This window comes from Sphingobacterium sp. GW821-FHT03E03 (genome assembly GCF_059420745.1).
Map to the genome: position 1 here is coordinate 24,005 of NZ_JBWKUH010000012.1, position 22,292 is coordinate 46,296.

Sequence of the window (22,292 nt, forward strand, 5' to 3'; positions counted from 1 at the left end):
GAAATCGTAACTTTGCCGCCTAGTTTATTTGAGAATGGAAAAATTAAAAGGTGCATTAGCCGTCTTTTTAGGTGCGAGTAGTTTTGGGATACTATCAACGTTTGTAAAAAAAGCATATGGTCAGGGGCTTACTTTAGGAGAGGTAACAGGGATTCAGGTATTATTTGGCATGCTTATGCTTTGGCTTATCTTTATCGTGATCAAACTATTTTCTGGAAAATCCTTTCAATCTTCAACTAAAAAATCATCTTGGGTCAAAATATTGATCAGTGGTACATCAACAGGGCTCGTGAGTGTCTTATACTATAAATGTGTACAGCTGGTGCCGGCATCTCTTGCTATTGTCCTACTGATGCAGTATATATGGATCGGCGTGGTCATTGAATTTATCTTTTTCAAAACAAAACCATCAAAAAACAACTTGATCGGTATTGGTATCGTATTGATTGCAACATTATTGGCAACAGGGCTCATTGAGAAAGGATTAGAGGATCTCAACTTAACTGGTCTATTTTTTGGGTTCTTGGCCGCTACCGCTTATTCGGTTTTTATGATCGTGAATGGCCGTGTGGGCAATGATTACCATCCAATACAAAAAAGTGCAATCATGGTAACTGGTTCCTGTATTTTGATTTTCACGTTATTTCCACCGAACTATTTATTTAATGGTCAATTTGATGCTAATTTTATGCATTTTGGACTGATCCTATCTTTATTTGGCACCGTCATTCCACCATTGCTATTCGCTTATGGTTTACCAAAAACAGGCTTCTCTTTAGGTGGAATATTAAGTTCTGCAGAATTACCGGTAGCTACCTGTATGTCTTATTTTATATTACATGAATCTGTTTCGTTTGTACAATGGATCGGTGTTCTTTTGATTTTAGGGACAGTGATCTGGTTAAATGCAGCAAAAAGCAGTACACACTAATCAAAAACGTACATTTCAAAACATGATCTCTGACATGCTATACCATCATATTGAATAGAAAATCACCCATGATCGAAAGATCTTGGAATGGAGCTTTTCATTAACAAAAAGGGGCAATCTTCTATAAGATTGCCCTTTTTGTTAATGTATAATTCTTAAAAAATTAATGTGCTAATGTTTCAGGAACCTCCTCGACTTCTACTTCACAAGTATCTGTTACTTCCATAAATTTGACTGGTACAACCTCGTTCACCAATAACGGATCATACAAAGTCCTCGCCTTAACATAATTTTTGGAGAAACCATGCATATAACCATCTTTTTCATCTGCTTCGAAAAGGACATCTCCCTGAGCTCCAAGTTGTGATTCATAAAAAGCGCGACGTTTCTTCTCTGAAAGAATATGTAACATCTTACTTCTATCACTACGTTGTGCCCCCGGTACAGCTCCTTCCATTTGGGCTGCAATCGTATTTTCACGTTCCGAATAAGTAAAAACGTGCAAATAGGAAATATCCATATCGTTCAGAAAATTATAGGTATCTATAAAGTCCTCACGTGTTTCTCCAGGAAATCCAACAATCACGTCAACACCTATACAACAATTCGGCATTAATGATTTGATAAATTCCACACGTTCTGTATACAACTCCCGTTTATATCTTCGGCGCATCAGCCCCAAAATCTTGTTGCTTCCTGACTGTAATGGCATGTGAAAATGTGGAACAAATCGTTTAGATTGTGCAACAAATTCGATGATGTCATTGGATAATAAGTTAGGTTCAATTGAAGATATACGTATTCTATCAATACCATCAACCTCATCCAGTGCTTTTACCAAATCCAGGAAGCGGTCTTCACGTTTCCCGTCCCGAATACCAAAATCACCAATATTAACCCCTGTCAGTACAATTTCTTTTACACCTGAAGCAGCGATTTCTTCCGCTTGCTTGACAATCTCTTCAATCTTTCCTGAGCGGCTTCCACCACGTGCCAAAGGGATTGTACAGAAAGTACATGAATAGTCACATCCATCCTGTACTTTTAAAAAGGTACGTGTACGGTCGCCGATGGAATATGCTGACACAAATTGATTGGTTTCATCAATCGGGCCGTTATAAACAATTGTTTTTTCTTGTTTGGTCAAGTCATTGATATGTTCAATGATATTAAATTTCTCAGCAGCTCCCAATACCATATCTACACCAGGAATCTCGGCGATTTCCCTAGGTTTTAGTTGGGCATAACAACCAACAATGGTAATATAGGCATTCGGAGAGTGCTTTAAAGCTTCTTTGACCACTTTTCTACACTTCTTGTCAGCATTGTCCGTTACAGAACATGTATTGATTACATAGACGTCCGCACGGCTATTGAACGCTGTGGTATCATAGCCCGCATCCTTAAATAAACGTCCTATGGATGATGTCTCCGAATAATTCAGTTTACATCCAAGTGTATAAAAAGCTACTTTTTTATTCTCCATAATATTTTGCAAAATTACATTTTTTTTTCAGTAACCCCTCTTATCATTTTAAGTTTTGACTTTCTCGTTATAAGGATTTTCCTTAGTTTTGACTATCTTGAAAGGTTGGATGCGCTAGAAGATTTAAATTTTATAGCTAAAGACAGATACAGCATCCACTGGTTATGGTTTTAATGCAATTTGGATATAGAAGGGCGTGTAAATTTTAATCTAAGCTAGATGCTTCTAGCAAGCGAAATTGTAGCCGAACAGCATAAATCCGGCGGCTCCAGTTAAAATCACACACCCATAATAGTAAGCAGTAGGACATGCAGATACAGACCTCAGATATTAAGCATTTAAATAAATAAAACTTACAAATGAAACAATATTTAGATTTACTCAGACACGTATATACGAATGGTGTTGTAAAAACGGATCGTACCGGGACAGGTACCAAAAGTGTCTTTGGATATCAGATGCGTTTCAACCTTCAGGAAGGATTCCCGCTAGTAACAACAAAGAAATTGCACTTGCGATCGATTCTTCATGAATTGATCTGGTTTTTGAAAGGTGAAACCAATATTCAGTATTTAAAAGAGAATGGGGTCAGTATCTGGGACGAATGGGCTGACGAACAGGGGAACCTAGGTCCAGTCTATGGTTCACAATGGCGCTCTTGGCCGACACCCGATGGTCGTCATATCGATCAGATCACACAGGTTATCAACCAGCTGAAAAATTCACCGGATTCCCGTCGCATTATTGTATCGGCATGGAATGTTGCTGAAATCGAAAACATGGCCTTACCTCCTTGTCATGCTTTCTTTCAATTTTATGTAGCACCAGCACAGCCTGAGAAGGGAATTATGAAGCCTCAATTGTCCTGTCAGCTTTATCAACGTAGCGCCGACATATTTTTAGGTGTGCCTTTCAATATTGCTTCTTATGCCCTTTTGACGATGATGGTGGCACAAGTCTGTGATATGGAAGCTGCTGAATTTATCCATACATTGGGCGATGCACATATCTATAGCAATCACTTTGAACAAACGGAACTACAGTTGAGCCGTGATCCAAAGCCATTGCCACAAATGAAGATAAACCCAGAGGTGAAAGATATTTTTGATTTCAAATTCGAAGATTTCGAATTGCTGAATTATGAATCACATGCTCATATCAAGGCGCCAGTTGCAGTTTAGGAAAACCGTTAAGAAGCCCTCTTTTACACAACATCACTTTACACAACACGACTAATCTACACGACACAAAAATGAGTAACCCAACGATCACATTAATCGTAGCTGCCTCGGAAAACAATGCGATCGGCATCAATAACCAGATGCCTTGGCATTTACCAAATGATTTTAAATATTTTAAAAGAAGTACCATTGAGCACTCTGTCCTGATGGGTAGAAAAACCTTTGAGGCCATAGGCAAGGCATTGCCGGATCGAAGAAATATCGTCATCACGCGTAATGCTAATTTTCAAGGAGAGGATATTGATGTTGCCAACAGTATCCAAGAGGCTCTTTTATATTGCCGTGACGAACGTGAGGTATTTATCATCGGTGGAGCAAACATCTATCAACAGGCTTTACTATTGGCAAACAAGATCCTTTTGACACGTGTACACACAACGATTCAGGGAGATGCGTTTTTTCCTGAGCTATCATCGGAAGAATGGGAACTGATTTCTTCAGAATCACATCAGGCAGATGATAAGCATGCATTCGACTACACCTTTGAAGTGTATACAAGAAAATAACTATTGGAATGTTAAAATATTTATCTCTTGTTTTCATTATGCTGATGTCCAAGACTTATGCTCAAAAGATAGATACCGTATACTTGGAAAAATTACTTCAGAGTCGCCCTGATCTATTCCAACAAATATTAAATCATCCGATGAGGAATGAAGTGCAGATTTTGTACACCCAAATTGATCGTGATAAATCCAATATCCCACACTTCAGGTCTTATAGTTATCGACTGAATCCCAATTGGTATTTCTATCCAGCAAGCACCGTAAAACTGCCGACTGCGATTTTGGCTCTGGAAAAAATCAATGAACTACATATTAAGGGCCTTACAAAAGATACACCCCTACGCATTGACTCTGCTTTTGAAAAACAAACTAAAGTATCCGTGGATGAATCTGCGGTTAATGGTCTTCCGTCAATTGCTCAGTATGTAAAAAAAATATTATTGACCAGTGACAATGATGCCCAAAACAGGCTGTTCGAATTTATTGGCCGTGCTGAGCTAAATGCAAAACTCAAAAAATGTGGCACCAAATACAGCCGAATTGTCAACCGCCTTGCTATAGGTGACAAAGGAATCTGGGCGAAGCATACCAATCCTTTCACCTTCTATAGTGGTGACCATATTATCTATCAGCAACAAGCACAATTTGACCCCAAAGACTATGATATCAAGTTAGCCAATACGCTTCAAGGAAAGGGTTACATGAATGATAAAGATGAACTCATCCACGAACCATGGAGTTTTGAAGGGCTAAACGTTTATGCGCTAGCGGATCAACAGCTGATCTTGAAGAAATTACTTTTTCCAGAAGCATTCAAAAGCAAAGACAGGTTTAATTTACAAAAAGAGGATTATACACTACTCTATGATTATATGTCACGTTATCCATTTGAATCGGATTTCCCAAAATATGATACGACAGAATTTTGGCCAACATATAGCAAATTACTTTTCTATGGACGCGAAAAAAATGCAAAGCTAAACCCTAATATCCGTATTTTCAATAAGTATGGTGACTCCTATGGCTATAATATTGATAATGCCTATATCGTGGATTTTGAACATGGCGTAGAGTTTCTCCTTGCCGTCGTTGTCCAGTCTAATGAAAACGGCATTTACAATGACGGTATTTATGAATACGAGACGGTCACCTATCCCTTTTTGAAAAACATCGGACAGCTTATCTATCAGGAGGAATTAAAAAGAACAAAGAAAATCAAACCCGATTTATCCAAGTTTGATTTCAGAAAATAACAAAGGGGGCTTTCAAAAAATTGGAAGCCCCCTTTGTGTGAGAATTGATCTATTTTATTTAGCGGATAATAAAGCGCTTTCGATCAATTCACAATAGAACTCACCTTCTTTCATGCCAAAGGCGCGCACCTGCTGCGGGATAAAACTCTGTGCTGTCTGCCCAGGAATTGTATTGATCTCGATAAAGTAAAACTTATCTGTACCGTTTTCCAGGAAGAAGTCCACACGCACCATGCCTTTACAATTTAACCTAACATAAATTTCCCTCAGAATACGGGCAGCACGTTCTTGCTGCTCTGTCGTCAGGTCTGCCGGTGTAATTTCTTCGGTCAAGCCAGGGATATATTTCGCTTCAAAATCAAAAAATTCACGTGTCGTACGAACCTCTGTTGCAGGCAACACCACCAATTCGCCTTTCGCATTACGGAAAATTCCTTCGGAAAACTCACGTCCAGTCACAAATTCCTCAACGATCACTTGCTTCCCCGTATTCTCGGCATCGAATGCTTTGTCAATAGCTTCCTGCAGTTGAGCTGATTCTTTCACCTTTGTCATTCCGATACTACTTCCGCCAGCGTTAGGCTTCACAAAATATGGAAGAGAAAGGTTACTTTCTACAGTGCTTATTGCTTCCGCTCGTTGCGATTCAAACAATAAAACAGATTTGGCCAGATGCAATTCAGGAATATCACTTAATATTGCCTTTGTGTAACCCTTGTTCATCGTCAAAGCTGACGTCAATGCATCGCATGAAGTATAAGGAATATCCAGCAAATCAAAGTAGCTCTGTAGCCTTCCATCCTCTCCAGGTACACCATGAACCATAATAAAGGCTAAGTCAAAACTTATTGTCTCTCCATTTAATGGTAAGGTAAAGCTTTCGCGCAGAACCGGATACTGCCGACCATCTTTATCTGTATAAAACCATGCGTCTTTTGATATGGTAATCAGGTACACATCGTATTTGTCATGATCGAGTTGAGAATTGACAAAGGCAGAACTTTTAAAAGAAACTTCGGCCTCCCCTGTATAACCTCCAGTTATTAATGCTATTTTTGCTTTCATAAATTTTAGCGATTCGAATAGCAAATATAATTTGCTATACACGGAAAAACGAATAATTTTGTGAGGAATAATTTTATTTAACCATTCTGCAAAATTGGCTTCAATATTGCGGTTCTATGCAGAATTCATTTTTATCAAATACAGTAATGTCCAAAGTCGTACAATATCTTCAGACACCCACGTTCAGAAAAAATCTCATTGCCGCATTCATTGCGATAGTCTGCCTATTTCTTGCGGTATATGTGGGGCTGAAAATATATACTAAACATGATGAATCTATCGCAGTTCCGAAAATAAAGGGACTCCATATCAACGCAGCCATCCAAGCCCTGGAAGATGCTGGATTAGAATATCAAATTGACTCTGTTTATCAGATGGATGCCAAACCGGGTCTGGTGATCGAACAGGATCCCGAGCAAGGATTTCACGTGAAATCTGGTCGAACAATTTATCTGACCATTATCACCCAAGTGGCTCCAGAAGTCTCCTTTCCAAATATTAAAGATAAGACTTTGATTGAAGCAACAGCTATCTTGAAAAATCATAATCTTAAAATAGGTGACACTTCTTATGTTGCTGATATTGCTAGAGATATTGTTCTGGATGCCCAATTTGCGGGTCAGTCCATTCGAAATGGCCGAATGATTCCAAAAGGTTCACGGATAGATCTTGTCCTCGGCAATGGTCTTGGGGCGAATGAAGTTGAAATTCCTAATCTGATCGGACTCCCATTGAACGAAGCTAAATTTGCCCTTTCTGGCGCCGGACTTGGCTTGGGGACAGTAACCTACGACCCCAACGTAACCGACACAACAACAGCGGTGATCAGTGTGCAATCTCCAGGGGTAGAAAAGGGATTAACGAGCTTAGGCGCCAAAATAGACGTGACACTTTCGTTGACAGCGCCTTCACCGACAACAGGTACACCGGGGTCTACAACTGTACCCAAACCACAGGTAACTCCGACTCAGTCGAATCCACCTGCCGTGAAGCCCGTTGCAACGAAGCCTGCTACTACGACAAAAACGACAACAAACACCCCTCCCGCCAAGTCTTCAAATACAGCGCCTGCAGCAGGGCAAAAAAAGGAAAATAAAGCAAATAGTCTAGGCTTCTAAAGCGATCATGAAACCTTCATAAGCCATGAATCATCTGTGTTCTATGTCCGTGAAGGTTTTATCACAGATATAAAAAAGTAATTCTGATGGAAAATAAAAAAGGAATACCAAGTTGGTTAAAAATTGTTGCATTAATCGTCATCCTTGTCGGGGGGTATTTTGCATGGACATTTTATAAGGCTTTCTTTGCCTCAAACGTTTCGGGAGAGAAAAAATACCTTTACATCCATGAGGGTGCAAAGTATGAAGATGTCCTCAAATCGATTCAAGACTCTAGTCTTTTAGATGATATCGCTTCATTCGAGCGTGCTGCTCAATATAAAAAATACGAACAAAGTGTAAAACCAGGTCGTTATTTATTAACTCCCGGAATGAACAATCGACGATTGATAGGCAATTTGATGGGCGGTTATCAGGAACCTGTGAAATTTAGATTTGCCAATGTAAGGCTAAAAGAAAATATGGCTGCATTATTGGGCAAAAGCTTTGAGGCTGATTCAGCACAATTTATTGCAGTATTGAATGATGAAACTACAGCGCAAAAGTTTGGATTTACCAAAGAGAACCTGATTTCAATTTTCATTCCAAATACGTACGAAATTTACTGGAATACGAGTCCAGAAAAGGTTATTGCTCGTTTTGATGATGAGTGGAAAAAATTCTGGAATACAGATCGCATTGCTAAGGCAAAAGCACTTAACCTAACTCCACAACAAGTTAGTACATTGGCGTCTATCGTTAAAGGAGAGGCTTTGCACCAAGACGAAATGCCCATGATCGCTGGCTTATATTTAAATCGTCTTAAAAAAGGCATGCTCTTACAAGCCGATCCAACGGTAATCTTTGCTAACAATGATTTTACGATCAGAAGGGTCTTAAATAAACATTTAAGAATGGACAACCCTTACAATACCTACATCTATAGAGGCTTGCCCCCGGGGCCTATTTCTATCCCGAGTATCGCTGCTATTGATGCAGTTCTGAATTTTAAGCAACATGATTATATCTATATGTGTGCAAAGGATGATTTCTCAGGTTACCATAATTTTGCAAAAACAGAAGTAGAACACCTGGTAAATGCGCGAAAATTCCAACAAGCGTTAGATGCCAGAAATATCAAGAAATAATGTTTGTATTTGACCATCAGATTCGTGTCCGCTACGCAGAAACAGACCAAATGGGTTATGTCTATTATGGTAATTACGCTGCTTTTTACGAAATAGCGAGAACTGAAATGCTGAGAAGTACAGGGATATCTTATAAAGAGCTGGAAGAAATGGGCGTTATGCTCCCTGTCACGGAGTTGAAAACAAAATATCTCAAACCGGGCAAGTATGATGATCTGATAACGATCCGGGTAACGATTCGTAAGAAACCTGCGGTCCGTATTATTTTTGAATATGAGCTTTTTAACGAAAGTGGCGAGTTACTCAATCAAGGAGAGACAACATTGGTATTTGTCAATATGGAAAAGAACAAACCTTGTATGCCGCCACAGATCTTTCAGGATAAGATGAGTAAATATTTTAATTGATATGGGGAAATTCCACCAATGGCTATTAAATTTTGAACCTTATTTTAGATTAATCGAATGGAGCAAACGGGTTGTGTTACCAGGATTTGGTTCACTTCCCCTTTATACTGTAGCGGTGTTTTTCTTCCAGGAGCTCGCCAGAGATTCAATCGTCAGTAAGGCCTCTTCATTATCATATAGTTTTTTGTTGGCCATATTTCCTGGCATCATCTTTCTATTTACATTAATTCCGTATATCCCAATCAACAACTTTCAGGAACAATTACTGGATTTTTTAGCGGTTGTCATTCCTAAAAATGCATTCCTTGTAGTTGAAACCACCCTCGAGGATATTATTAAAAACCAGAATGGCGGTCTCCTTTCCTTCGGTTTTCTTTTTGCAGCATATTTTGCGACCAATGGCATGGCCTCATTAATGAATGCTTTCAATAAAGCTTCCTTAATGACCGAGAAAAGACCTTGGATAAGAAAAAGGCTCATTGCGCTAACATTAGCCTTTCTGATTATTTTTGCTCTCACCGTCGGGATGACTGTATTTACCATTGCTGGTGTTACGATTGATTATCTAAAAGAAACTACAGGTATTAAATCCAGTATGTGGGCGACTTTGTTAAAACTCGCACGATGGATTATTATTTTCGCGATTTATTTCTTTACGGTGAGCTGTATCTATAAGTTTGGCCCATCTACATCGAACAAGTGGAAGCTGTTTAGCCCTGGGGCCTCCATGGCCACTATATTAGCGATTTTGACTTTCTCGATTTTCACATTCTATATTAATCATTTTGGTGCATATAATAAATTATATGGTTCGATCGGAACGTTAATCGTCATTATGCTCTGGATCTACCTCAATACTCTGATATTATTATTGGGCTATGAGTTAAATGCCGCAATAGCATTGTCCAAGCAAACTATTGTGATTGCCAAGCCGCGGATCTTCAACTCATTTAAAAAAGATAACGAATAGCACTACAAGACACAACGAACAGTCAAAAAGAATGCTGTAAGGCCTAAACCCCTCCTATTCTGCCCAATGAAAGATCATGTCCTGAGCCCATTCAGACCCAGTTGTTCGACAGAAACCTATAACTAGGGGATAACTGAAAGTCTTTCAATAAAATAAGAAAAATAAAATTTTGCATTAAAAGTTTTTTTGTACCTTTGCAACTCCTACAACGTAGGAAAAAGGAGAAAATTAATTAATGGCAAAAAAACAAGAAGCAGAAAAAGAATTAGCAGCGAAAAACGCAGAGCTACAAGGTGCTGACACTAAAGTAGTGAAAGACACTGAAAAAATTGAATCAGAAGCTGATTCAAACTTAATCGACGAAATCAAATCAAACACTTGGATCACACCAGAAGGTGAATTTGACTGGGATGCAAATGATAAAGGTTTCGGAAATTATAGCGAAGCTGAACGCGCTAAACTTGAAGCACAATACGCAGATACTTTCAACCAAGTTAACCAAGGTGAAATTATTGAAGGTACTGTCGTTTCTATCAACAATAAAGACGTTGTCTTAAATGTTGGTTTCAAATCTGACGGTTTAGTTTCTTTATCCGAATTCCGTGACTTACCAGAATTAAAAATTGGTGACAAAGTTGACGTATTCGTTGAATCTCAAGAAGATGCTAACGGTCAATTAGTACTTTCTCGCAAACGTGCTAAAACTCAAAAATCTTGGGAAGCTATCAATGAGGCATTGGAAAATGATGCAATCATTACTGGTTTCGTTAAGAGCCGTACTAAAGGTGGTCTTATCGTTGACATCAAAGGTGTTGAAGCTTTCTTACCTGGATCTCAAATTGATATCAAACCTATCCGTGACTACGATATTTACGTAGGTAAAACAATGGAATTCAAAGTTGTTAAAATCAACCACGAATTCAAAAACGTTGTCGTATCACACAAAGTATTAATTGAGAACGACTTAGAAAACCAAAAATCTGAGATCGTTGCTAAATTAGAAAAAGGTCAAGTATTAGAAGGAACTGTTAAAAATATCACTGACTTCGGTGTATTCATCGACTTAGGTGGTGTTGACGGTTTGTTGCATATCACAGATATCTCTTGGGGTCGTATCGAGCATCCAAAAGAAGTTTTATCTTTAGATCAAACAATCAACGTTGTTGTATTAGACTTTGATGATGAGAAAAAACGTATCGCTTTAGGCTTGAAACAATTATCTGAGCACCCTTGGGAATCTTTAAATACAGCATTAGAAGTTGGTTCTAAAGTTAAAGGTAAAATCGTAACAGTTGCTGATTACGGTGCTTTCTTAGAAATCATCCCAGGTGTTGAAGGCTTGATCCACGTTTCTGAAATGTCTTGGTCTCAAAACTTACGTTCTCCACAAGAGTTCTTAAAAGTTGGTGACGAGATCGAAGCTCAAATCTTAACTTTAGATCGTGATGAGCGTAAAATGAGTTTAGGTATCAAACAATTGACTCCAGATCCTTGGAAAAACATCACTGAGCGTTACCCAGTAGGTTCTAAACAAACAGCTGTTGTTAAAAACATGACTAACTTCGGTGTGTTTGTTGAGCTAGAAGAAGGTATCGACGGTTTGATCCACATCTCTGATTTATCTTGGTCTAAAAAAATCAACCACCCTAACGAATTCACTAAAGTTGGTGAGACATTAGACGTAGTTGTATTAGAATTAGATGAAGAAAACCGTAAGTTATCTTTAGGTCACAAACAATTGGAAGAAAATCCTTGGGATACTTTCGAGACAATCTTCACTGAAGGTTCTATCCACGAAGGTACTGTGATCAAAGTTGGTGACAAAGGTGATATCGTTGCTCTACAATACGGTGTTGAAGGTTTCTGTCCTTCTAAACACTCTGTTAAAGAAGACGGTTCTTCATTGAAAGTTGATGAAGTAACTTCATTCAAAATCATCGAGTTCAACAAAGAGAACAAGCGTTTGGTAATTTCTCACTCTCGTATCTGGGAAGAAGAGAAAGAAGAAGCTCGCAAAGAAGAGTCTAGCAACCGTAAAAAAGACGCTAAAGCTGAATCTTCAGCTGTTAAAAAAGTAAAAGATTCTGTTGAAAAATCTACTTTAGGCGACTTAGACGTGTTAGCTCAATTGAAAGAGCAAATGGAAAATGACAAAAACGCTAAGTAATTAGCATTTTCAATCCATAAAAAGAGGCTGTTCCAAAAGAACAGCCTCTTTGTTTTTAACGGTCTGCTTTGTAATTTTGTATACATAAGAACAATTGTTATGTCATTCAAATCAGCCTTAATTAGTCCATCCGAACTTCAGGATACATTGACAAGAGATGAAAATGTGATCCTACTAGACTGTACCATCGATAAGGTCGGTCAATCCTTAAAAGATTCAAAATTAGAATTATTGCCAAATTCACTATTTTTTGATATCGAGGGGAAATTTTCAGACCATGCTGCTAAATTGCCCCATACCTTGGTCTCTGAACAGCTGTTTGAGACAGAAGCGCAAGCATTGGGAATTGATCAGAATAGCATCATTGTTTTATATGATAGATGGGGGGTTTATTCCAGTCCACGTGCTTGGTGGATGTTTAAGGTAATGGGATTTGATCAGGTCTATATTTTAAATGGAGGAGTTCCTGCCTGGAAAAAAAACAAATTTGAACTAACAGACAATTATAAGCAGCAGCACAAAACGGGAAATCATAAGGCACATTTTCAAAAAAACCTTTACGCTGACAAAGAGTATATCTTAGCACATTATAAGGCGCCAGAAGTAAGTATTTTCGATGCTAGAAGTAAAGGAAGATTTACCGGCTTAGTTGCGGAACCCCGTAAAGGTCTTAATGGCGGACATATTCCCCATTCGAAAAACCTACCTTTCGAAGAATTGCTTGATGGTATTTATTATAAACAAGTTGACGAACTTAAGCAGCAATTCGATCAATTTAAAACAACAGAAAATGAATACATATTTTCCTGTGGTTCGGGGGTAACTGCTTCTATCCTTGCCTTTGCATCGTATATTTCAGGGCATACAAACATACGTGTATACGATGGTTCCTGGTCTGAATGGGGCAGAGAAGAACTTAACCTCCCAATAGAAAAATAATCAAAATAAAGTATTCCAGGAATAGAGCTTGTCCTCCAAACGAATTACTTCGGCATCCAGTAGGTCACGGACAATCTCTATTCTTCTTTTTTCAGTTCCGAGGGTCAAACTGTCAATCAGATCATGAAGACTTTTAGGTGCCAACAACAAGCTGTTTTTTATCTCTTCCTTAATTTTAGTTCGCTGGCTTTCTTTGTGTATACGCATTAAACATAGATCACATACCTGACAAAAACCCGCATTCTTTTCGCCAAAATAAAGCAGTAAGGACTGGCTGCGGCAATGGGATTTTTCGATATAATCTATCATTCCATTGACCTGTTCCCCTTTGACCTGATGGCGGTCGCGAATAAAGATATGATCGATGTACAGGTGTTTGTAGTCCACACGATTTTGCAAAAATGTCAACTGTGGTGCATCCGTAGAAGGGAGATAACTTGCAATTTCCAATGCTTCCAGTGATTTTAAAAGCTCCACTACCCGACCGTATGGAACTCCAAGCTTGTTTGCAAATTCATATTCATTAATGAGTATATAATTCTCAAAAACTCCACCATAGGTACGTAAAATTGCCTTAATCAATTTATCATATTTCACATATTGCACTTGAACCTTATATAATTCTGTGCTATCAATTTCAAATTTGAAACGTGAGGGTATCGTTACCGCTTCTGACAATGTCAACCAACCATCGCGTTCCAAAAATTTCAGTGCATTCATGACCGGTACCAAAGGCAATTGATATTTTTTGGCAAACGTAACCACATCAAAATCTATCGTAAGACCTTCGCCTGCTCCATAGGGAATCTGGAAATGATTACACAAATAATGATAAGTCTGTTGAATGAAAGGGACATCCGGAAAACTGGCCTCCAATGTATCAACGAGTTTTTTTTCATCATTCTTTTGATAAAGGATAACTGGATAAGCTTTTTTACCATCACGTCCAGCCCTACCAGCTTCCTGGTAATAAGCTTCCAGCGAATCAGGCAGATCAAGGTGAATTACAAAACGAACATCAGGTTTATCGATTCCCATACCAAAAGCATTTGTGGCAACGATAACACGAACAGCATTAGTCATCCAGCCATTCTGCTTCTGATCACGCTCTTGTCCGGGCAGTCCTGCATGATAGTAGTCTGATGATATCCCATTGTTGATTAAAATACGTGCTATTTCCTGCGTCTCTCTCCGATTTCGAACATACACGATACCTGATCCACCCAGTTTATGAATAATACGCACCATCCGCCCCATTTTGTCTTCTTCCTCAATAGCCATATAAGCTAAGTTATCTCGAAGAAAACTTTTGACAAATACATTCTCCTGCGGAAAATTGAGTTTCTTCTGTATATCGACAATCACCCGTTCAGTCGCGGTTGCGGTCAGTGCTAAAAATGGCACTTTAGGATGAAGCTCCTTCAGTTTCGATAACTCCAGATATGGCGGTCTAAAATCATAGCCCCATTGAGAAATACAATGCGCCTCATCGATAGCGAACAGATTGACGTTCATAAATCTGATCCGCTCCCTGACAAGATCATTATACAATCGCTCAGGAGATAAGTAAAGAAACTTTATTTTTCCATAGACACAATTATCCAAGGTAATATCCACTTCCCTCTTTTTCATTCCTGAATAAATAGCGACTGCCTGGATACCGTTTTTCCTCAAGTGTTCTACCTGATCTTTCATCAGCGCAATCAACGGTGTTACCACGATGCAGATTCCCTCCATCATCAATGCGGGCACCTGAAAACAAATGGATTTCCCCCCTCCTGTAGGTAATAAAGCTAGTGTATCTTTACCAGAAATAACTGACTGAATAATTTCTTCCTGCAATGGTCGAAATGATTCAAAACCCCAATATTGTCTTAAGATTGATATGCTATCTAAAATCATAAGCTCTCCTTATCCCAAACATACGCAAAATTATCTTTTATGATATAACTCTTTATCCTTAAACTGTCCAGTATGACCTGGGCTTGGAACGATTTCTTAAGGGAATTGGACCCATCAAGGATAACCTGCTTGGGTGAAATTATACGCACTACAGTAGATAGTTTATGAACAGCATTCTTCCTAATAACCAATAGATCTGCTTGTGGTAGCGTATCTTTAAAATGCTCCATAACGACTACTTTTCCTATTGGTAGCTCTATTAAATAATTATTCCTTGTAGCTTTACTATTTAATGGAATAAATTGAACATTATCTTTGGTGGCCAATACCCGGATTTCCCGACCACAAGCATATTGCAGGGCTTTATTATTTAACGAATCAAAAGTGCTGTAAATAACAGCATGTCTATTCCTAAAATAAGCTATGGTCAGCTCATTTCTTGTGTTATAAACCCGAAATCGCTCTGTATTTTTATTTATAACCTGATTGTGGATGTCTATGATGAGCATCCCTATAACACAAAGGAGCCCCAAATAATGATATTTTTTTTCTTTCCATTGATAGGCATATAAAAACGAAAAAATAGCGGCATACGAAAGGAAAAGAAGAACGTTATCAATGATATTGATATTGATAGTTGAAAAGGCCAAACGATCAATGGAATTCAGGCAATAAAGCATAAATCTGATTAAATTTTCCAAGAGATTTCCCAAGATCTCATTTAACCAATCAATAGGATTGATCGTCATCACAAAACCCAGATACATTACTAATGTTGAAGGGAAGTCAACTAGTAGATTAGCCAGTAAAAAATAAGTAGGAAATTGTCCGAAATAATAGAGCGTAAGTGGTGTTGTCAAAATTTGTGCGGCAATAGAGATGCCAATAGTATCCCTAAAAAAACGCAGCACCGGATTTTTTGCAACAATCATTTTTTCAAAAATTGGCAAAAATAATATCATGCCTAAAACCGCCAAAAATGAGAGCTGAAATCCCACATTCGTAATCGCTCTAGGAGACAAGAGCAAAATAACTGTTGCGGCAGCCACCAACGCATTTAAAGTCGAACTATTTCGTTTAAAATACTGTGCGGATAAAACAAAGCTTATCATAATCGCAGCACGAACAATAGGTGGATCTAAGCCCGTAATAAAAGCATATAACCAAATAATGGAAAATGTTATTACAACAGGCACCCAGTTCAACATTAACGGCCAGGGAATATATCTAAACACGAGCGATAGAAAACCGAAAAGCACTGCCACATGCATTCCAGAAACGCTCAATACATGTATCGTTCCCGTATTTGTAAATGTCCTTATGGTATCTTCATCAAGATTATTACGAAAACCATATATCAAAGCAGCCACAATAGAGAAGTGTTCCTCTTTCTCAAAATAATTCCGCAGTTTTTTTAAAAAATATCCCCGTATTTCTAGAGCTATACCAGTAATATCAGCGGATTGGGAAGCTCCTTTTTCGATTATGGTATAGCTATCCGTTCGTAAGAAAATTTGATGGTAGATATCAGTTCTTTCCAAGTGTTCTTTATAGTCAAACTCGAGTGGATTCAATGGCGGTGGCACACTCACCATTTGACCCTTTAACCAAATCCGATCGGCGTATTGAAACCGGCTTTTCGCGATAGATTTTAAGGCGACCATGATTTTGCCTGTAGTTGCTATAAAACTTCCTTGGCTATAACCACCCACTACCTCAGCTGAAAACCGAATGACACCGGACTTAGCTTTAGGTTCCTCGATAATATCTAAAACATAGCTATCCAGATGAAAATGCGAAAAATGATTTTCAGTATAAAGCGGGTCGTTACGCCAAAATTGCCATACGCTAAATAACAGGACTAGCATATAATATCCGATAAGATAGCTATGTTTAGACAATCTTCCTTTGAGTATATAGCAACAAAGCGTTATTCCTGTTAACAAAACCAAGCTATGTTGCAGGTATTGAAACCATGTCAACGAGAGCTTCAGCATTGGAGCGACAAAGAGACCAATAGTGTAAACCAAAGCAATCTTTAGTATAGGAATTCGTTCCAGCTTTTGATAAAAACTTAATTGCATCATAATTGCCATCTCAATTGTACCTTGATCTCGGACTTTCTGTTACCGCTGATCTCATCCAATCCTGCACCTATTGTGTCTTTATCGGGGTAATAGTAAATACCATACTTTGTCCATATATCGAGATTATGGTTTATTCTATATCTTAAGTTCAAATATGCTCGCCAACCTTTCATATTATACATTCCAAATCCTGAAGCATATAAGACATCGTTCTCATAAGCATAGATCCGATTGTCATAAGTATCGGCTTGAAAATAGGCTATCCGTGTATTTAATTGAATCTTTCCGACATCAGGCTTCCAGAAAACATCCTGATAAAATAGATAGCCAAGACTATTATCCTCATATTCTTTCTGGAACAGATTAGCCTCAGCTCGGGAACGAATGGTCCAGATACGGTTCAATTTATATTGAAACTCTATACGTACCTGTTGCTTTGAGCTATTTATCAGTCCTGATTCAGTTTGCCCCTCTCCTATATAGTCTGTCTGTTTTAATCGATTTCTATACCTTAAAGCAAGTTGTCCCTTTTTGTACCATATATAACTGAGCTGACTAAAAAAGTCCGCACCTACAGATCCGGTATCAGCTTGAAATTTAGCTTCTGGGAAGCTAAATAAATCAATATAACTGGACCAAACTAACTTTCTTGCCAATTGATAGGTTAGTCCTGCATAAATTCCCTCTTCATTTGAGGTGTTACTCGATTCACCAAAACCCTGCCCATAAAAAGTATGGTAATTTTTCCTATAATTCCGAACAAGAACAACAGTAGATAGTCGTGGGTGTAAGCTGACGATTGACCCCAATAGCATAGCCGAGCCACCATCTAGGCTACTGGCGTATTCTCCAAATAGATGAGCATTTCGGAACGTATAATTGGTATACAGACTTATATTTTGCAGCACATCGCCTTCGAAATCATACTGCTGTCTTTTGCCCGTCCCTTTGAGCTTAATCGCATCCAATTGAGATTGATTGAAATTAACTCCTATTTTGAAACGATTGTATCGCCATAAAACATTCATTCCGTAGGTCATTTGATGTGCAGCATTTCTATAGCGTTGCTCAGTTGCTGTTCGGTGTAATCCCGATTTCGCAATCGTCTTAATTACCCTAGATTCTATATCATCGGCTACATTGGCGTCGATGTTCTGATATGAAAAATATGGTGTGATCTCAAATCGCTGCAGCTGTAAGGTTCCAGTAATTCCACGCATAAAATTAACCTCATTTAATGACGTATATTGCTTCACCCCGATTCCCTGTCTGGCCGTATTTTGTACGAGTCCCCCTTTACCAAAGCTCAAACCATTCCACATGCTAAGTCCCTGACCAAATTGCAATGCATAATCTCCAAAGACAAGGTTGCGAACTGGACCAATAGACTTAACGAATAGACTTACTCCATAAAAATCAAATCCCAGTTTTTGCTTATCCTTAAAAAATGGCTCGCCAGCATCCTTTTCCATATTTATCGCTAAGCGAATTTTATCTTTTAGATTTGCCCGATATCGGATGGCATATCGGTTGGGGTCTCCCAGATACCGAGATCTTGTGGTATCTATAATTTGGTATCCTTTTGTTTTCTCTAAGGTCCGTCCGTATCGCAACATAAATTCGTGTGATACATCATTGAATTTGCTTCCCGCAAATGGACTAGCCTCTCCGACTTTAACGAAAGGCAACAATAAGCTCACAATCCGTGTATTAAATCCCTCAATGGACTGGATCTCCAAGACATTGATAAAGTTGCCAGAAACCTGACGATGCTCAATCAACCGCTGCAACAATAAAGGATCTATAAATTGTAATTCGATTAGTTCTGTCCCATCAGTCTTATTCAGATCAATCGGATTTTTTAAATAGTAGGTCCATTTTTCACTTAGTTCACTTAAATCGATGTCTTCGGGTAGTTCCTCCGATAAACTTTCAAATAGCTCTTCAAGGTTGATTTTTTCATTTGTTTGCGCCATACAGGTTATCCCAATAAAATAACCTATAAAGAGCAAAATTTTGCTACAATATTTCATAATAGGTTCTATTAAATATTGGCTATCCGTTGGTTGAAGAAGCACTTATCCCCGGCAGAAAAATGATTCCTCTGTATTAAGTTAGAAAATAAAATAGAATAAAAAAAGGTCTGATGAAAAATTTCATCAGACCTTCTATTTTAGCTATAAAATTGTTATTAGATATCAATTTTTGCGTAACGTGCATTTTTCTCAATAAATTCACGACGAGGTGCAACTTCATCTCCCATTAACATCGAGAAAATACGGTCACATTCGGCTGCGTTTTCAATAGTTACTTGACGCAATGTACGTGTTTCAGGGTTCATTGTTGTATCCCATAATTGCTCCGCATTCATCTCACCTAGACCTTTATAACGCTGTACATGTACACTATCTTCTTTACCTGTTCCTTTTAGGCGTTGAATAGCATTAATACGTTGGTCCTCATTCCATGCATACTCATGTTCTTTACCCTTTTTCACAAGGTACAAAGGAGGAGTAGCAATATACACATATCCTCTTTCGATCAATTCTTTCATATATCTAAAATAGAATGTCAGAATCAAAGTCGTAATGTGGGAACCATCCACATCGGCATCGGTCATGATAATGATACGGTGGTAGCGTAATTTATCAATATTCAACGCTTTGGCATCTTCAGCGGTACCAACGCTTACACCTAAAGCAGTAAACATATTTTTGATCTCTTCATTTTCATAGATCTTATGTTCCATTGCTTTTTCAACGTTCAGGATCTTACCTCGTAATGGCATAATGGCTTGGTGCTTCCGGTCGCGGCCAGACTTAGCTGTACCGCCCGCAGAATCCCCCTCGACAAAATAAATCTCACATTTGGTAGGGTCATTATCTTGACAATCGGCCAATTTACCTGGAAGCCCGGAACCGCCCATTACAGTTTTGCGTTGTACCAAGTCACGAGCTTTACGTGCTGCTGCACGCGCTTGGGCTGCGATAACAACCTTTTGAACAATAGATTTCGCTTCACGCGGGTTTTCTTCAAGGTAAACACCTAAAATCTCACCAACAGCCACATCTACAGCTCCCATTACCTCGGAGTTACCTAACTTGGTTTTTGTTTGTCCTTCAAATTGAGGCTCCGCAACCTTCACCGAAATGACAGCAGTTAATCCCTCACGGAAATCATCACCAGTAATTTCGACTTTTAAGTTTTTAAGCAAACCTGATTTATCAGCATATGCTTTCAAGGTACGTGTCAAACCTCTGCGGAAACCCGCTACGTGTGAACCACCCTCGATCGTGTTGATATTATTTACATAAGAATGGACATTCTCAGAATAAGTATCGTTATATTGTAAAGCCAACTCCACAGGAATACCTTGTTTAATTCCCTCTACATAGATTGGCTCAGGAATCAATGCTTGACGTGTACCGTCCAAGAATTTGACAAATTCTTTCAAACCACCTTCAGAATGGAAAGTTTCTTTCTTTTCTGAACCGTCTTCGTTAGTTTCACGCTCGTCATCCAAAGTCAGGCTTACTCCTTTATTCAAGAATGCAAGCTCACGAAGTCGATTGGCCAAAGTATCGTAATTATATACTGTGGTCTGTGTGAATATTGTTGCATCCGGATGGAATGTTACAATTGTACCTGTCTTATCAGAGACACCAACTTCTTTTACATCGTATAAAGGTTTACCGATTTGATACTCTTGTTGGTATACTTTTCCATCGCGGTGTACCTCAGCTTTCAAAAGTGTAGACAATGCGTTCACACAAGATACCCCCACACCATGTAGACCCCCAGATACTTTGTATGTATCTTTGTCAAACTTACCACCAGCATGTAATACCGTCATAACGAGTTCCAACGCTGATTTATTCTCTTTTTTGTTGATTCCGGTAGGGATACCACGACCGTTATCCCGAACAGAAATTGAATTGTCTTTATGGATAGTAACAAAGATATCTGTACAGTACCCTGCTACAGCTTCGTCGATTGAATTGTCTACAACCTCGTATACCAAGTGGTGTAATCCTTTTACACCGGTATCACCAATATACATGGATGGACGCTTACGAACCGCCTCTAAACCCTCTAATACCTGAATATTATCGGCCGAGTAGGTGGATGCATTTTTCTTTTCTTCGCTCATTGAAAAACTGTTAAATGTAATATTCAAAAATACGAAATTTTGACCGATTTATCAAGTCTGCGGTGAAGTATTAAACGGATAATCCCAAACAATCAAATGGTCGATAATTTTACTTTTTTATGGTTAAAAATTAGAATTTCGATTTTTTTATGTTAGGTTTGTTTCAGTATTAATTCGCAAATAATAAAAAAATGAACACTATATTTTCAATTGTATCGAAAGTTTCCTTTGGTCTTTTATTGGCTGGAACAATCGTATCATGTAATCAAGGTGCGAAAACGCAAAATGAACCCTCCAAAAATGATTCAAACGCTGTAAGCAAAGAGAGTCAAGGCAGCAACAAGGATAAAATCGTTTATTTAAATTCTGATTCACTTTCGGAAAAATATCAATATTTTAAAGACATCAAATCAAAGCTTGAAAACAAAGTAAAAAAAGCGCAAGCTGATCTTCAAGCTAAAAGCGCTGCGTTTCAACGTGAGGTTGCTGACTATCAAAAAAATGCCGCTACAATGTCTGCTGCAGATAGACAAGCTACCGAACAAAAATTAGCGCGTAAACAAGATGAGTTGGCAAGATTAGATCAGACGGCTTCTTCATCCCTCGCAAAAGATGAGTCAGAAGAATTCAACAACGTGTACAATAAAATCACTGAGTTTTTGAAAAAACATGCTTCAGATAACGGTTATAAACTTGTACTCACTTATTCTAAATCTAATCCTACTGTATTATATGCTGATCCTTCTCTGGAAATCACCAATGAAGTGATCAAACAGTTAAATGACGAATACAAATCTTCCAACAAATAAGAAGACTAAGATAAATATCAGGAAAGCCATCATAACATTTGATGGCTTTTTTGATTTATTAAGCTTCCGAGCCTACTGATTAAAAAGCCCCCCCTTTCTGCAAGTATTGGCAACAAACAAAATTGTTTAGTATC

At 38.4% G+C, this 22,292-nt stretch carries 17 protein-coding genes; 11 read left to right on the forward strand and 6 right to left on the reverse strand.

Going from position 1 to position 22,292, the window contains the following annotated elements; genetic code table 11:
- The first annotated feature begins 34 nt into the window (after nt 1-34).
- The gene (locus AC07UV_RS14450) at nt 35-931 is read left to right on the forward strand and encodes an EamA family transporter (RefSeq protein ID WP_495184261.1); all 897 of its coding nucleotides are present in this window, start codon (nt 35-37) and stop codon (nt 929-931) included.
- A gap of 163 nt (nt 932-1,094) precedes the next feature.
- On the opposite strand, the gene mtaB is transcribed toward AC07UV_RS14450, so the two are convergent.
- Nucleotides 1,095-2,417 carry a tRNA (N(6)-L-threonylcarbamoyladenosine(37)-C(2))-methylthiotransferase MtaB gene (mtaB, locus tag AC07UV_RS14455; protein ID WP_495184262.1) on the reverse strand — a complete coding sequence of 441 codons (1,323 nt, stop codon included), beginning with the start codon at nt 2,415-2,417 and terminating at the stop codon, nt 1,095-1,097.
- A 359-nt stretch (nt 2,418-2,776) separates the two neighbouring features.
- Between mtaB and AC07UV_RS14460 the strand changes: the two genes are divergently transcribed.
- The 3 genes from AC07UV_RS14460 to AC07UV_RS14470 all read left to right on the forward strand — a co-directional run bounded on the left by AC07UV_RS14460 (nt 2,777) and on the right by AC07UV_RS14470 (nt 5,417).
- Nucleotides 2,777-3,598: a thymidylate synthase gene (locus AC07UV_RS14460; RefSeq protein ID WP_120259609.1), complete on the forward strand. Its 822-nt coding sequence runs from the start codon at nt 2,777-2,779 to the stop codon at nt 3,596-3,598.
- Between the two features lie 71 nt (nt 3,599-3,669).
- Nucleotides 3,670-4,164: a dihydrofolate reductase gene (locus AC07UV_RS14465; RefSeq protein WP_282252873.1), complete on the forward strand. Its 495-nt coding sequence runs from the start codon at nt 3,670-3,672 to the stop codon at nt 4,162-4,164.
- Nucleotides 4,165-4,172: 8 nt separating this feature from the next.
- The gene (locus AC07UV_RS14470) at nt 4,173-5,417 is read left to right on the forward strand and encodes a serine hydrolase (RefSeq protein ID WP_495184263.1); all 1,245 of its coding nucleotides are present in this window, start codon (nt 4,173-4,175) and stop codon (nt 5,415-5,417) included.
- Nucleotides 5,418-5,471: 54 nt separating this feature from the next.
- On the opposite strand, the gene AC07UV_RS14475 is transcribed toward AC07UV_RS14470, so the two are convergent.
- Complete coding sequence (locus AC07UV_RS14475; RefSeq protein ID WP_495184264.1) at nt 5,472-6,482, reverse strand: D-alanine--D-alanine ligase; 1,011 nt, start codon at nt 6,480-6,482, stop codon at nt 5,472-5,474.
- Between the two features lie 116 nt (nt 6,483-6,598).
- On the opposite strand from AC07UV_RS14475, the gene AC07UV_RS14480 reads away from it, so the two are divergent.
- From AC07UV_RS14480 to AC07UV_RS14505, 6 genes are all read left to right on the forward strand, one after another.
- The gene (locus tag AC07UV_RS14480; protein ID WP_495184265.1) at nt 6,599-7,600 is read left to right on the forward strand and encodes a PASTA domain-containing protein; all 1,002 of its coding nucleotides are present in this window, start codon (nt 6,599-6,601) and stop codon (nt 7,598-7,600) included.
- 86 nt (nt 7,601-7,686) lie between these two features.
- On the forward strand, nt 7,687-8,727 hold the full coding sequence (gene mltG, locus AC07UV_RS14485) for an endolytic transglycosylase MltG (RefSeq protein WP_495184266.1): 1,041 nt from the start codon (nt 7,687-7,689) through the stop codon (nt 8,725-8,727).
- On the forward strand, nt 8,727-9,134 hold the full coding sequence (locus tag AC07UV_RS14490; RefSeq protein WP_223580566.1) for an acyl-CoA thioesterase: 408 nt from the start codon (nt 8,727-8,729) through the stop codon (nt 9,132-9,134). Before mltG ends, AC07UV_RS14490 begins: the two co-directional genes overlap by 1 nt.
- Nucleotide 9,135: 1 nt before the next feature.
- Nucleotides 9,136-10,104 (forward strand): YihY/virulence factor BrkB family protein, encoded by a 969-nt coding sequence (locus AC07UV_RS14495; protein WP_223580568.1) that lies wholly within the window; start codon nt 9,136-9,138, stop codon nt 10,102-10,104.
- 235 nt (nt 10,105-10,339) lie between these two features.
- Nucleotides 10,340-12,271, forward strand: a complete 1,932-nt coding sequence (gene rpsA, locus AC07UV_RS14500; protein WP_282252866.1) for a 30S ribosomal protein S1 — start codon at nt 10,340-10,342, stop codon at nt 12,269-12,271.
- Between the two features lie 99 nt (nt 12,272-12,370).
- Nucleotides 12,371-13,210 carry a sulfurtransferase gene (locus tag AC07UV_RS14505; protein ID WP_495184267.1) on the forward strand — a complete coding sequence of 280 codons (840 nt, stop codon included), beginning with the start codon at nt 12,371-12,373 and terminating at the stop codon, nt 13,208-13,210.
- Here the strand turns inward: AC07UV_RS14505 and AC07UV_RS14510 are convergent, their stop codons facing one another.
- From AC07UV_RS14510 to gyrB, 4 genes are all read right to left on the reverse strand, one after another.
- Nucleotides 13,211-15,112, reverse strand: coding sequence for a RecQ family ATP-dependent DNA helicase (locus AC07UV_RS14510; protein WP_495184268.1), 1,902 nt, complete (start codon nt 15,110-15,112; stop codon nt 13,211-13,213).
- Nucleotides 15,109-17,199, reverse strand: coding sequence for a ComEC/Rec2 family competence protein (locus tag AC07UV_RS14515; RefSeq protein ID WP_495184269.1), 2,091 nt, complete (start codon nt 17,197-17,199; stop codon nt 15,109-15,111). Before AC07UV_RS14515 ends, AC07UV_RS14510 begins: the two co-directional genes overlap by 4 nt.
- The gene (locus AC07UV_RS14520; protein WP_495184270.1) at nt 17,196-19,175 is read right to left on the reverse strand and encodes a ComEA family DNA-binding protein; all 1,980 of its coding nucleotides are present in this window, start codon (nt 19,173-19,175) and stop codon (nt 17,196-17,198) included. The genes AC07UV_RS14515 and AC07UV_RS14520 overlap by 4 nt, the downstream gene beginning before the upstream one ends.
- A gap of 215 nt (nt 19,176-19,390) precedes the next feature.
- Nucleotides 19,391-21,349: a DNA topoisomerase (ATP-hydrolyzing) subunit B gene (gene gyrB / locus AC07UV_RS14525; RefSeq protein WP_282252860.1), complete on the reverse strand. Its 1,959-nt coding sequence runs from the start codon at nt 21,347-21,349 to the stop codon at nt 19,391-19,393.
- 191 nt (nt 21,350-21,540) lie between these two features.
- Between gyrB and AC07UV_RS14530 the strand changes: the two genes are divergently transcribed.
- Complete coding sequence (locus AC07UV_RS14530) at nt 21,541-22,158, forward strand: OmpH/Skp family outer membrane protein (RefSeq protein WP_282252859.1); 618 nt, start codon at nt 21,541-21,543, stop codon at nt 22,156-22,158.
- Nucleotides 22,159-22,292: the final 134 nt, after the last annotated feature.